The sequence below is a fragment of the Micrococcus sp. 63XJN7_6_ISO-PGPR-S23-444 genome (assembly GCF_058072765.1).
Map to the genome: position 1 here is coordinate 2,014,667 of NZ_CM176516.1, position 13,589 is coordinate 2,028,255.

The following is a 13,589-nucleotide window of genomic DNA, read 5'->3' on the forward strand; positions in this document are numbered from 1 at the left end:
GGTCGACGGCGGCATCCAAAGCGGTCGGCCGCGTCCTCATCAGGCGTCGTCTTCCATGGGCTCCGGCGCGGCCGAGGCGGCCTCGACCTCGCCGAGGGTGCGCCCATCCGGCGCCCGCCATGAGGACGGCCCGCTCATGCTCCCGCCGGCCACGAATCCGGCCGCGGCCGAGGAGCTGGTGAAGGAGACGTCCTCGGTCAGCACCCCATCGGCACCGATGTGGTCGGCGAAGCGCTCCCGGCCCGCCCGGACACCGGGGGGTGCGCTGGGCCGCAACCCCTCCATGAGGCCGCTGCCCCGCAGGACGACGAACCCGTCCGGCGTGGGGTGTCCCTGGGCTCTGACGCCGTTGACCGTCATGGTGAACAGGGTGCGCTTCGGCGCCGCTTCGGGCGCCTGGGTGGCCCGGCCCGCCGCGGCCGCGGCATGTGAGCCGTCGGCGCTCTCGAAGACGCGGTGCCCCAGGGCGCTGATCAGGAGCTTGGCCTTGTCGGCGTACTCCTCCAGCTCCGCCTTCTTCTCCTGCGTGACGTTGCCCTGGGAGGGTGCCACCGCATTGTCCACGGTGAAGCGCCCGGCCGTGGTGGCCGCCTGGTGGAAGTAGTGCTCCAGGTAGGTCACCTCCGTGGGGCCGAAGGTGTCCCCGAGGGTGGAGAGGAGTATGGCCCGGTTCCAGAAGTCGTGCGCCTCTTTCCGGACGTGCTCCCGGATCCTGCCCACCATGCCGTTGCCGTTGGCCCGCCCGACGGCCTGCCCGACGTAGACGACGTCGTCGCCGGAATCGGCGTCCTGCCCCAGCAGCAGGTACACACCGGTGCCTTCGAACGCCTCGGGGTGCCCGTCCGCGTTGAGACTGGTGCGTGGCACCACGTACACGAGGCCCGTCCAGTTGTCGAGGGTGCACTTCAGCCGACCGGTGGGTGCACCGTCCATCAGGAAGACCTGCAGTGTCTTGGGATGTGCCATCTCAGCTCCCCTTCCGAACGCGCGACGGCGTCGCACTCGCCCTCTCATCGACGGAAGTGCCCTGCGAAGGGGCCGTTTCGTCAGCGAAAACGGCGGACCGTCCATGAGCAACGTCCACCGGCCCAGCCCCCTCGCTCCGCACCTTCCAGTACAGGTACTCCCCGATGGCAGCGACGATCATCTTGGACGGGTCCCCACCCCTGCCCACGATGTCCGTCATCTTCGCGAAGGTGTCCTCGTTCGCGTACACGGCGCCCATCGCCGACCGTTCCAGGTTCGGGCTCGCCAGGAACTGCTCCAGCGAGTTCGCTCCGGCCTGCCCCAGCAGCTTCTCGTCCTCCATGAGCGGCGCCACGAGGGCACTGACCCACGCCTCCTGCTGGGACGGGGACGCATCCACGCCTTCACCGGCGAAGATCTCGTTGATCTTCTCGATCACTTCCTCCAACGGCCCGCGCTGCTTCTCACGCGCCTGCCCGCCTCCCACGGCGGTGGTCCCCTTCAGCGCGGCCCCACCGGTCAGCCCGATGTCCCCCGAGGACGTCTTCGTCTGCCGGATGCTCACCAGTTGCACATCGCTCAGGTCGATCAGCTCCTCACCGCCGGGCTGATCGCCCACGAGCTGCACCAGGTGCCGCAGGAACAGCGCCCGCTTGTAGTGCTCGGTGTCCCCGAACTCGTAGATCTGGGAGAGGAAGTCGTAGAGGCTGACGAAGGACCGCATGTCCTTGCGCGTCAGCACGAGCTCAGTCACGCGCGACTCGTCCTGGTTCATCCGCGCATGCGCCAGCTCCTTGCGGAACCGGTATGCCACGGGCTCCAGCGCAGCCTGCAGGCCCTCCTGCCCGCTCCCCGGCTTCCACGCGACCCACACCTCGGCGAACGCGTCGACCTCGTCCCAGTCGTACACACCCGCGGCGTCGAGCTTCGTCCCCAGGTCGTGGATCAGGTTCGGGTCCGTCACCGTCTCCAGCTTCGCGCCGGCGTAGTACGGCTCGAAGGCGGCCTGGATGTCGTCTTCGGAGTTCACGAAGTCCAGCACGTAGGTGGTGTCCTTGCCGGGCGCCGCGCGGTTCAGGCGCGACAGCGTCTGCACGGCGAGCACGCCGGAGAGCTTCTTGTCCACGTACAGAGCGCAGAGCTTCGGCTGGTCGAAGCCGGTCTGGTACTTGTTGGCCACGATCATCACCTGGTAGCCGTCCCCGTCGAACGCCTTCGCCAGGTCACCGGTCACGGACGGGTTCATGGACCGTTCGGTGACCTTCTCGAGCCCGAATTCGTCGTCGGTGATCTCGCCGGAGAAGGCCACCAACGTGTCCACGTCCGTGTACCCCATGTCCTGGATGTACTGGTCCATCTGGCGCTTGTACCGGACGGCGGCGGCGCGGGAGTCGGTGACCACCATGGCCTTGGCCTGCCCGTCGAGCAGTCCGGCCACGTTGGCGCGGAAGTGCTCCACGATGATCTTGACCTTCTGGGCGATGTTCGTCGGGTGCAGCTTGACCCACCGCATGAGCTTCTTGCTCGCCTCGGTCTGGTCCACTTCGGTGGTCGGCTTCCCGACGGCGGCCCGGTCGCCGTCCGGACGGAACTCACCCTGCTGTCCGGCCAGGGCCAGCTTGAAGGCGGTGTCGTAGTTGGTGAAGTTCTTCAGCACGTCGAGGATGAACTCCTCCTCGATGGCCTGCTGCATGGTGTACCGATGGAAGGAGGCCGGGATCTCCTGGCCCTTCTCGTCGTATTCGCCGGAGGGGCGGCCGAACATCTGCAGGGTCTTGTCCTTCGGGGTGGCGGTGAAGGCGAAGAAGCTGATGTTCTCCGGGCGTCCGGTGGCGGCGACCTCGGCGGCGAGGATGGACTCGGTATCCGCCTCTCCCCCGTCTTCGAGGTCGGCCTGCTCGTCCGGGGTGAGCACGCGCTTGAGCTTGGCTGCGGCGGAGCCGGTCTGGGAGGAGTGCGCCTCGTCCGCGATCACCGCGTAGGTGCGGCCGGCAAGCGTCGAGTCACCTTTGAGGAGCTCAAGCACGGCGGGGAAGGTCTGCAGCGTCACCACGATGATCCGATTGCCCTGCAGCAGGGTCTGCTTCACCAGGGCGGACTTGCTGGCGGCCTCTCCCCCGAGGTTCTTGCGGTCCACGGCCACCACGGTGCCGGAGGTCCGCTCGATCTGCCGGACGGCCTCCTGAAGCTGGTCGTCCAGCACGGTGCGGTCGGTGACCACGATGACCGAGTCGAACACCCGCTGCTCGTCCGCCCCGTAGGTGGAGAGCAGCCGGTGGGCGGTCCAGGCGATGGTGTTGGTCTTGCCGGAGCCCGCGGAGTGCTCGATCAGGTAGGACGCCCCGGCGCCCTCCTCACGGACGGCGGCGAGCATCGTGGTGACGGCCTCCCACTGGTGGAAGCGCGGGAAGATCAGCGTCGACTTCCGGCGCGAGCGGCCGTACTCGTCCTCCACGGTCTCCTTCTTGAGAAAGACGAACTTCTGGAGGATCTCGAGCCAGGTGTCCCGCTGGAGAATCCGCTCCCACAGGTAGGCCGTGGAGGAACCGCCGTTCGGGTTGAGCGGGTTGCCTGCGTGGCCGTCGTCGCCCTGGTTGAAGGGCAGGAAGAAGGTGTCCTTCCCGGCCAGCTTGGTGGTCATCCAGACCTCGCGGTTGGAGACGGCGAAGTGGACCACGGCGCGGGTGCCGAACCCGAACAGCGGCGTGGCCTTCGGGTTGCGCTCGCGGTACTGCTTCTTCGCGTGGCCGATGGACTGGGTGGAGTCGGTCTTCAGCTCGATTGTCGCCACGGGCAGGCCGTTGACGAACAGCACCAGGTCCACGGACTCGGATTCGTGCGCCCCGGTGAAGTGGACCTGCCGCATCACGCGCAGGCGCATGCGCTCGTAGGAGGCTACGGCGGCTGGGTTCAGGTTCGTGGCCGGCCGCGGCTCTGCCATGCGCAGGGTGGCGGAGGTGCCGACCTTGAAGCCCTTGCGAAGCACGTTGAGCGTGCCGCCGACGCCGGTGTCCTGCGGCTTGTTCAGCACGTCGATCAGACGGGTGGTGATCTGGTCCCGTTGCGCCTGCTGGGCGGAGGCCGGGGCATCGGCCTTCACGATGCGCCCGTAGTCCTCCGGCTGGTTCTCGGCCAGCCAGGCGTGGACGTCCTCGGGGAAGATCGCGTTCTTGCGGTCGTAGCCGGCATCGTTGGGCGAGTAGAGCCAGTCGTGCTGCTCCAGGTACTCGCAGATGTAGGTCTCGAGCTCGCTCTCGTTGTGGATGGCCATGGCGGTCAGTCCTCCGTGGGGATCTCGATCTGGCCGGTGACGGCGGCGGTGATCAGCGCCGCGCGGCGCTCCTGGGCGAGCTCGATGAACCGCTCCGCCTTGGCGATGAGCGCGTCGATCTGTGCGTTTTCGTACTCGAAGCGCGTCACGTCGGCGCGCTGGACTTCGAGTGGTGGGACAAAAACTCGAATCTCACAGATGTCGGATAGCGAAACTCTCGGCGTTCTGACGCTGGAGCCATCGACCGTGCCGATGCCGCGAAGCCTGCTGACCATCTCGCCGACGAAAATCTCAGTTTTCATCACAGCCGCAACCCAACGTGAATCAACGTTCAGGTTGCGCACTCGCAATACGCCGTAGTCCGGGCTCGTAAGACCCTCAAAGTCAGAACACCCGAGTCCCCCTTGGAACGCGCGCATACGGTTGATGACGACGTCTCCAGGACGCACGACCTTGTAGTGACTGGTGTCCTCCGAAGACGCCTGATGAATCCCTCGGTCCGACTTGCGGCTGACTCCCCATGCGATCGACACCGAAAGCACGTCCCAAGTACGACGCACCTCTCCTGCACGTTCGTCGATTTCCTGAATAGCCCACTTCAGTCGCTCCCCATGACCGACTCGAGGACCAAACACCGCATCACGCACGGCCAACGAACGATCACGTAGGGCCGAGACGAGATCGTGCTGCTTCTCGATCAGGGCATCGATCGTGGCGGTCTCACGGTCGAGGTAGTCCGCAATGCTCGACTGTCGGCCCAATGAATAACTGGGCAGTTCGATGCGCATGAGGTCGGCCTGAGTGAGCTTGTCTCGCGTAGAACCAGAGATCCAACGGCTGAAATCGACGGAGTTCAGGGCGTATGCAAGCCACCGCGGATCGGCATGTGGAAGTGGTTTCAGGACGTGGATGTGGTTGTTCGGCCAAATAGGCTCATCCACGTAGAAGGCCACGTCTCGATTGCGGTCGAAGAATGGTGCCCCGTCTTCACCAATGAGAACGGTTTGCCCGTCAACGAGCGCCGTATCCACGTAGTCCTGAATCTGATTGGCACCCCAATACGGGATATCTCCCTGCATCTTCGCGCGCTCAGTCGCATTGACGGGCCGCCGCAGATCGTCGCGGCACTCAGCGAGTCGCTTCAACGGAATAGTCACCGCTCAACCTCCTGCAACAGCTCGATGATCTCGGCGGTGAGCTGCTTGAGCTCGGCGTCGATCTCCTCGAGCGGGCGGGGCGGCACGTACGTATAGAACAGTCGGGTGAAGGGGATCTCGTAGCCGATCTTCGTCTTGGACTCGTCGATCCAGGCGCCGGGCACGTGCGGGGCCACCTCGGCCTCGAAGTATTCGTGGATGTCCCGCCCGAAGGGCACGAGCTCGGTGTCGCGCAGCGAGGTGTCCGGCTCCGGCTCGCCCTTCGTGTTCTTCACGACCTCCGCCTCGGGGTCGTGCACGCCGATCGCCCCGGTCAGGGCCTTCACCAGTGGAGCGCCGGCGGTCACGCCGTGCTCCTTCAGCGCCTTCTTCAGGTCCAGCACGAAAGTGGGCTGGTGGTCCCAGACCCGGCCACGCAGGGAGGCGAGGGCGGCCCCGAGAGCCGAGCGGCCGTCGTCGGGAAGCTTGTCCGCCGGCTTGGTGGCGAGCGCCGCCGCGATGGTGGCGTCCTCCACCTCGAAGCGCAGCTGCAGCGGGCGCTCCACGGAGATCTCCCGGTAGCCGAAGTCCTGCGCGGTGAGGACCTTGGAGAACTCGGCGTTGGCCTCGGACTGGGCGTCGAAGTCCCGGTAGATGTCCAGCACGCGCTGGCGGTCCGCCTTGGACAGCTCCTTGTTCTTCGAGCCCACGTTGCGGCGCAGCTTGGTGAAGAACGTGCGGGCGTCGATCAGCTGCACCCTGCCGCGGCGCTCTTCCGACTTGTTGTTGTCCAGCACCCACACGTAGGTGGCGATGCCGGTGTTGTAGAACATGTCCGTGGGCAGCGCGACGATTGCATCCACCAGGTCCGACTCCAGCAGCCAGCGGCGGATCTCGGACGGGCCCGAGCCCGCCCCGCCCGTGAACAGCGGGGAGCCGTTGAGGACGATGCCGGCCCGACCTCCACCCTCCGAGACCGGGCGGAGCTTCGAAGCCACGAGCTGGAGGAACAGCATCTGGCCGTCGCTGATGGCGGGGGTGCCACCCGGGAAGCGGTTCGTGGCGCCACCGGCGGCGATCTCCTTCTCCACCGCGGTGCGGGAGGCCTTCCAGTCGCCGCCGTAGGGCGGGTTGGAGAGGACGTAGTCGAAGCGCTCGGTCAGGTGGGCGTCGTTCTTGAGGGTGTCCCCGCGAGCGATGCCGTCCGCGTCCTGGCCCTTGCCGAGCAGCTCGGACTTGCAGATGGCGTAGGACTGGTCGTTGAGCTCCTGTCCGAACAGGCGGACCTCCGCGTTCGGGTTCATGCGGCGCAGGCGCTCGTCCAGCAGGGACAGCATGCCGCCGGTGCCGGCCGTGGGGTCATAGACGGTGCGGACCGGGTAGCCGGTGAGGACGTCGTCGTCGTTGGCGGTGAGCAGGTCCACGAGGAGCTTCACCGCGTCGCGCGGGGTGAAGTGCTCACCGGCGGTCTCGTTGGAGGCGGCCGCGAAGCGGCGGATGAGGTCCTCGAAGAGGGTCCCCATCTCCGCGTTGGAGACGGCATCCGGGGAGAGGTCGATGGAGGCGAACTGCTGCAGGACCAGGAAGAGGCGGTCGTGCTCGTCCAGCTTGGCGACCGTCTTGTCGAACTCGTAGTAGGTGAACAGGTCCGCCACGTTCTGGGAGAAGCCGTCCACGTAGGCCAGCAGGTTCGTGCGGAGCAGGTCCGGCTCCTGCAGGATGCGGTCCAGGGTGAAGGGGCTGAGGTTGTAGAACGTCAGGCCCGTGCGCGACTCCACCAGGTTGTCCAGCATGAAGTCTGGATGGCCCTTGGCCGCCAGTTCAGCGAAGAACTCCCGGTGCGGGGCCATGACCGCCTCCATGCGGCGCAGGATGGTGAGCGGAAGGACGAGGGTGCCGTACTGGTTCGGCTTGAATACGCCCCGGAGCTGATCCGCGATCCCCCACACGAAGTTCGAGAGGTTCTGGGGAGAGCGGTGGGGCGCCGAGGCAGCGCCGCGCGTGGCGGGGGTGGTCATGGGGTCCTTCGAATGGTGGGGGCGGGCCGCTGGACGGGACCCATTCCGACCCCGCAGCGACCCGACAGGGCGACGGATCATACACAACCACACTTGCCTATGCTCTGCGCGCGCGAGTACGCTCGCGTGTGGTAGCTAGGGCTGAGACAGTGCCCCGAGCACCAATTCGAGAGGCCCACGCTTGCGTGGGCCTCTGCGCTTGTCTGCAGTGTCCGCTGTGCCCTGCACAATGGTCAGATGCTGCTGGCGTACATCGACGAGATCGGCGAGCCGGGCGCCTACGTCGGCCCGGACCATCCTCGCTTCCGGACAAGCCCAGCCTTCGGTTATGCCGGATTCGTCATGCCGGAGTCTGCCGCACGAGGCTTTGGAGCGAAGTTCACCGCACTGAAGCGTCAGCTGTTCGCCTCGGAGATCGACCGAGCGAAACACCCCGGACGGTGGGAGTTCAAGGGGGCCAATCTGTTCCGGCCGGATACCCCCGCGCGCTTTCCGCAGCAGCTCCGCGTGTTCGATGCGCTCGTGCGGTCCGTCGTCGCCGACCACGCCGGCAAGCTGTTCTACTACGCCGACGAGAAGCAGCGTGGGACGCCCAAGCAGATCGGCCTCGACGTCGAGAAACGCGAAGCCGACGCCATGCGAGAGACTCTGAACCGTCTGGCCCGCCATGCCCACCATCACGGACATAACCTCATGGTGATCATCGATCAAATCAATGAGAAGACGCGAGTCGAACGCGTTGCATCGATGTATGCCCACATCTTCAGCCGAGCCGGCGACTTTCCGGAGATGCGGTGCATCGTGGAACCGCCCATGCACGTGGACAGTTCGCTGAGCTCCAACGTGCAGTTCGCCGACTGGGTCGCCGCCGCCGTCACACGCGCTGTCGATCACCAGCTCAACGACTCGTCCAAGTACGCCTGGGTCACCGACCCCCAGCGGCTGGCATCCATGAGGGGCAGCTTCACCTACGAGTCCAAACTGCACCTGTGGAACCGCGGCGTGCAGGACATCAACCACTCTGAGCTGTTCCACCGCGAACGGCGACTTGCCCCGACCCCGCATGGACAGCTTCTGGGGGCCTCGGTGGACCCCGCGGCGGCGGAGAAGATGGCGAAGATCTGGCGCTCGGGACGCTAAGACCCGGGGTCACTGATGGAGAGAACCCCCCGCCCTGCAGCTGCGCGGGTTCCCCTACTGATACCGGTTTCACAGCCCAGCCAGCGGCTATGCTGAGCCGAGAATCCATCGCCTGAGATCCGAGGAGTGCCGGTGTCCATTCTGCGCGTCCATGACGGACTCTTCGGTCTCACCTTCCAGCAGGCGCTGGACAAGGCCTCCCCCGGAGCGACGATCGCGCTCACCCCCGGAACCTACGCGGAGTTCGAGAGCATTCCGGTCGGAAACCTACGGATCATCGGGGCCGGATCTCGCCCCGAGGACGTCATCCTCGTGACCCAGCTGGATGTGCACGGCCAAATCTCCGTAGAGAATCTGACGCTGCAGGCGCCGCACTTCCACAACGCCGTACGTCTGCACGGCCCCACAGCCTCCGCCGTCTTCCTCTACACCGCCATCCAGCCTGAGCCCACCGGCCAGTTTCCCGCCGTGTACTCGGAGGGTGGCGCGGTGACGGTGCGTCGTTCGACCCTCGACCAGGGTCCCGGGGGCTGTGCCCTCTACGTGGAGGGACAGGGCACCGCGACCTTCGAAGACTCCACCACCGGCACCGTCAACGCCGTGGCTTCAACAGTGACCACCGTTGATTCCACCCACGGGGCCTTCCATCTCTCCGCTGCCAGCAAGGTCCACGCCCGCGGCACCCTGTGCCTGGCCCCGGCAGAAGGCATGCGCGGGCTCGTCTTGACCGCCTTCAGTGTGCTGAAGGCCGAGCGGCTCACCACCGATATCACGTACCTCGAGCTGTCCCTCGAGGACAGCGCTCTAGATGTCGCCGAGGTCTCCACGTCAAGCGATGTCGACGTGCACGTGATGACCTCAGGCGGGTCGCACGTCCAGATACCGCCGGACACTGTGCGCGTGACCGACATCGATCGGCAGAAGGCGGAACAGGAGGTCGCGGAACGTCGACAGCGCGAGGAGGCGGCAGCCCGCCGTCGTGCCGAGGAAGCGGCTGCTGAGGCTGCTGCCACAGGCGAAGCCGCACGCCAGGCGGCCGCTGAAGCTCAGGCGGAGGCCCGCCGCCAGGAGGAAGCCAAGCCCCGGGCGGTGATGTGGACGGCCGCCCAGGGCGCAGACTTTACAACCGTCCAGGACCAGCTCCGCCCCGGTGACACGCTGGTGCTCGAGGAGGGGGACTTCCACCTCCCTGATCCTGCGATCATGCTGAACTGCCACATCCGCGGCACGGGGCGCGCTGACCGCATCCGCCTCCACGGCGCTGTCGGCATCCCGAACGGTGCCACCGTCCGCCTCGAGAACATGCTACTTGTGACACCGTCTACCGGGAACGCCGTGAATGTGCACGCCGGCGGCAACGCCACGCTCACTGGTGTCCTGGTGGACCCCACCAAAGCGGAAGTATTCTCTCCACTGTGCTCCTCCGGTGGGCGGCTCACACTCAACGAGGTGCGGGTCGTCTCCGAACCCACGTCCTACCTTGCCGACGTGCTGGGCACGCAGGGCGGCGTGATCGTGGCCGAGGACTCCACCTTCGGCATCGTTCGTCTTGAGTCCTCCGCACGCGCCACCCTGACCGATTGCACGGCGAACCAGCTCTATGTCTTGGGATCCGGTGAAGCCCTGAGCCTCGGCACCCTCCGTATCCCCCCGACCACCCCGCACCTGCGCGCCCTCGCCGTCGAGGAAGGCGGCCGCGGCACCATCGCGGATCTGTGCGTCGAGGAACCGTGCGAGGTGTTCGTCGCCGGCTCCCTTCAGATCGCCCACGTGAGCTCAGCACCCCACGCGCTTCACCTCATCACCACCGACACGGCGTTGCACAGCATTCCCGAAGATGCCATCGCCACGGCGGAGGAGCCCTCACAGACAGCCACAGCGGATGCCACCCTGGTCGAGCACCCAGGCGAGAACAGCACAGGTGACAGGGAACCCTCCGCCGGGCGTGGCCACGACGGGGCAGATCTGGCGGACACTAACTGCGACCCCATGGCTCAGCTGAGCGCCCTCACCGGGCTGGCCGACGTCAAGAACCAGGTGCAGACGTTCATCGCGGAGGTCCGCTTCGCCGAGGCACGCCGACAGCGCGGCTTCGCCGTCCGGCGGCAGACCCTGCACAGCCAGTTCCTCGGCAACCCCGGCACCGGCAAGACCACGGTGGCCCGGCTGCTGGGCCGCGCACTACATCAGGCAGGTGTGCTGTCCTCGGACGTCTTCGTCGAGGTCACCCGTGAGGACCTGGTCTCTGAGCACATCGGCGGCACTGGACCGAAGACCCGGAGGATCCTGGAGTCCGCTTTGGGCGGCATCCTCTTCATCGACGAGGCCTACACACTCGCGGAAGGAGGGCCCCAGGACTTTGGCCGTGAGGCGATCGCAACCCTGCTGGCCTTCATGGAGAACCACCGAGACGAGTTCATGGTGATCCTCGCGGGCTATCCGGAGCAGATGCACGCATTCTTCAAAGCCAACCCGGGGCTGCGCTCGCGTGTGCCCTTGCGCTTCGACTTCGAGGACTACAGCACAGCCGAGCTCGTCCAGATGGGCCTCGCCGCCCTGGCGGACGACGGCTTCACCGTGGATCCCGACGCCTACCGGCGCACCGTGGCGGAGGCGCACCGGTCCTCGGGGGATCGCAGCAACGGCCGCTGGGTCCGTAATCTCAACGACAGACTCGTCCGGCACATGGCCCATCGCGTCATGGCCGAGTCGGGAGCGGCCGAGGACATGGTGGGGGTCGAAGACGAACGGCTCACCCAAGTCGACCCAGCGGACCTGCATGCTCTGCTGGGCCGATCTACGGAAGACGACACCGGCGTCGACCACCTACTGGTGGAGCTGGACGAGATGGTTGGGCTCGAGACCGTCAAGGCCTGGGTGCGCGGGCTGGTGGCCCAAGCAGAGGCGGACGAGCGCTTGCGGGACGCCGGCGTCGACCTGCCGCGCCCCACGTATCACATGGTGTTCGCCGGCAGCCCGGGAACCGGCAAGACGACCGTCGCCCGCCTGGTCGGGAAGCTCTTCCATCGCCTCGGCATCCTGTCTACTCCCCAGGTGGTCGAAGCCAGTCGGGAGCGAATGGTCGGCCGCTACATCGGTCACACCGAAGAACGCACCGGTCTCCTTCTGGACGAGGCACGCGGTGGTGTGCTGTTCGTGGATGAGGCCTATCAGCTGGACATGCCGGACAGCTCGAACGACTTCGGCAAAGTCGCCGTGGAGACCCTCATAACACGCCTGGAGGACGATCGTCATTCCTTCATCGCGATCTTCGCGGGGTACACCGACCGCATGGCGCAGTTCCTCTCCCTCAACCCGGGGTTGGCATCCCGAGTACCGCACAATATCGAGTTCCCGGACTACAGCCCCGACGACATCGCGGAGATCGTGGTGCGCACCCTGCGTCGGACCTGGTCGTTTGACGAGACCGTGCTCCGGTCCGCCGTCGCGCAGGGATACGCCGCACTGCCGCCGGAGTCCCGCGCCAACGCTCGCCAGGCCCGCAACTACGCCGACGCCATCTCCCAAGCGCACAAGACCTGGATCACCGAGTCATCGACGGACGGCGACGACATCCGGCACATCAGAGACGCGACCATCATCGGTGTCCTTGCAGCGGAACCTACGGGCCAGGATCAGTGACCGCGCTGCCCTGCGACGGGTTCAACCTGGGCATCGTCGAGCGAGAGCCCCGGCAGCTGGAGTACATGCTGGGGGCCTGGGGCTCGCGACCGCGTCCACGCGACCCGGTCCTCAGCGCCGTTCTCTGAACAACAGTGCGCTGGGGAGCGCCGTTTCCCGAACGAAAGCATCAGGAGTTCGCGCGTCCGGCGCACCCACTGAGCCGCCCCCTTCATTCGGTCCGGACGTTCTGTGAGTCGTCGGTTTCCATTTGATGGGTGCACTGCCGAGCGTACTCGGCTGGGGTTAGGTAGCCGAGCGAGGAGTGCCGGCGGTGGTGGTTGTACTCGTCCTTCCAGTCGCCGATGATGACCTGTGCGTGCAGCAGCGAGTAGAAGCTGTTGATGTTGAGGCACTCGTCGCGGATCCGGCTGTTGAACGACTCGACGTACCCGTTGCGCCACGGCGAGCCCGGAGGGATGTAGGACAGGCCGGTGCGGGTGCCGGCCCAGTCGGCCACCGCCTCGCTGATGAACTCCGGCCCGTTGTCCGACCTGAGCACCGCCGGGGCGCCCCGGGCGGCGACGAGGTCCCCGAGGTGGGCGGTGAGTCGGCCGGCGGCAATCGAGCGCTCCACGAGCCCGCCGATGCACTCCCGGGTGTGTTCGTCGACGATCGAGCAGATCTTGATCGGTCGTCCGTGCTCGTCGGCGTCGAGCTGGAAGTCCACCGCCCACACCACGTTCGGCGCGTCCGCCGTCGGCGCGTCGACGGTCGAGGACCCGACGCGCTTGCGTCGACGCCGCTGCGGGACCCGGAGCCCTTCGTCACGCCACAGGCGTTGGATCTTCTTGTGGTTCACCACCCACCCCTCGGCGCGGGCGTCGTGATACGCCCGCCGATACCCGTAGCGGGGATGGTCCTTCGCCCAGGCGCGCAGCCACTCCCTGAGCGCCCGATCCGGGTCCGCGACCGTGTCGCCCTTGAGCGGTCGCCGGTACGCGGAGCGGCTCAGCCCGACCAGACGGCACGCCATCCGTTCGCTCACCCGCAACTTGCGCTTGAGGTGATCGACGGCGGCGCGGCGCCTGTCCGGGCTTAGAAGTTTCCCTCAGCCAGCTCCTTGAGCGCGGCCTTCTCCAGCTCCGCTTCCGCGAGCAGACGCTTCAGGGTCGCGTTCTGCTTCTCCAGCTCCTTCAGGCGCTTTGCGTCCTCGGCCTTGAGGCCGCCGTACTGGTTCCGCCACCGGTAGTACGTCTGCTCGGACACCCCGAGCTCCCGGCACACCGCCGCGACGTCCTGACCATCGGCGAGCATCCTGTCGGCCTGCCCGAGCTTACGGACGACCTGCTCGGGGGTGTGACGCTTCCTGCTGTTCGTCATGATCTGACCAGTCTCCCTGCCCGCGACCGCGGGCAACAGGACGACTCTCATAAC

7 protein-coding genes are annotated in these 13,589 nt (G+C 66.6%); 2 read left to right on the plus strand and 5 right to left on the minus strand.

What is annotated here, in order from left to right:
* Window positions 1–39: 39 nt before the first annotated feature.
* The 4 genes from AC3RJ9_RS09245 to AC3RJ9_RS09260 are packed head-to-tail and all read right to left on the minus strand — an operon-like array spanning window position 40 to window position 7,391.
* On the minus strand, window positions 40–966 hold the full coding sequence (locus AC3RJ9_RS09245; RefSeq protein WP_060973626.1) for a GIY-YIG nuclease family protein: 927 nt from the start codon (window positions 964–966) through the stop codon (window positions 40–42).
* Between the two features lies 1 nt (window position 967).
* Window positions 968–4,237, minus strand: coding sequence for a type I restriction endonuclease subunit R (locus tag AC3RJ9_RS09250; protein WP_489727645.1), 3,270 nt, complete (start codon window positions 4,235–4,237; stop codon window positions 968–970).
* Window positions 4,238–4,242: 5 nt separating this feature from the next.
* Window positions 4,243–5,394 carry a restriction endonuclease subunit S gene (locus tag AC3RJ9_RS09255; protein WP_489727646.1) on the minus strand — a complete coding sequence of 384 codons (1,152 nt, stop codon included), beginning with the start codon at window positions 5,392–5,394 and terminating at the stop codon, window positions 4,243–4,245.
* Entirely contained in the window at window positions 5,391–7,391 is a 2,001-nt protein-coding gene (locus AC3RJ9_RS09260; protein ID WP_216880420.1) for a type I restriction-modification system subunit M, read from the minus strand. The genes AC3RJ9_RS09255 and AC3RJ9_RS09260 overlap by 4 nt, the downstream gene beginning before the upstream one ends.
* Window positions 7,392–7,628: 237 nt before the next feature.
* On the opposite strand from AC3RJ9_RS09260, the gene AC3RJ9_RS09265 reads away from it, so the two are divergent.
* A complete protein-coding gene (locus AC3RJ9_RS09265) occupies window positions 7,629–8,531 on the plus strand; it encodes a DUF3800 domain-containing protein (protein ID WP_127435070.1) in 903 nt (300 codons plus the stop codon).
* A 132-nt stretch (window positions 8,532–8,663) separates the two neighbouring features.
* Window positions 8,664–12,173 (plus strand): AAA family ATPase, encoded by a 3,510-nt coding sequence (locus tag AC3RJ9_RS09270; RefSeq protein ID WP_134377537.1) that lies wholly within the window; start codon window positions 8,664–8,666, stop codon window positions 12,171–12,173.
* Window positions 12,174–12,384: 211 nt separating this feature from the next.
* Here the strand turns inward: AC3RJ9_RS09270 and AC3RJ9_RS09275 are convergent.
* Window positions 12,385–13,535, minus strand: a protein-coding gene (locus AC3RJ9_RS09275) for an IS3 family transposase (RefSeq protein WP_489727647.1) whose coding sequence is annotated in 2 segments (ribosomal slippage) — window positions 12,385–13,265 and window positions 13,265–13,535 — 1,152 coding nt in all. Because the reading frame shifts where the segments join, the coding sequence is not laid out codon by codon here.
* Window positions 13,536–13,589: the final 54 nt, after the last annotated feature.

Bases quoted from the DNA above. Each gene is read 5' to 3' on its own strand.
- AC3RJ9_RS09245 (WP_060973626.1), bottom strand. From the start codon at position 966: ATGGCACATCCCAAGACACTGCAGGTCTTCCTGATGGACGGTGCACCC.
- AC3RJ9_RS09250 (WP_489727645.1), bottom strand. From the start codon at position 4,237: ATGGCCATCCACAACGAGAGCGAGCTCGAGACCTACATCTGCGAGTAC.
- AC3RJ9_RS09260 (WP_216880420.1), bottom strand. From the start codon at position 7,391: ATGACCACCCCCGCCACGCGCGGCGCTGCCTCGGCGCCCCACCGCTCT.
- AC3RJ9_RS09265 (WP_127435070.1), top strand. From the start codon at position 7,629: ATGCTGCTGGCGTACATCGACGAGATCGGCGAGCCGGGCGCCTACGTC.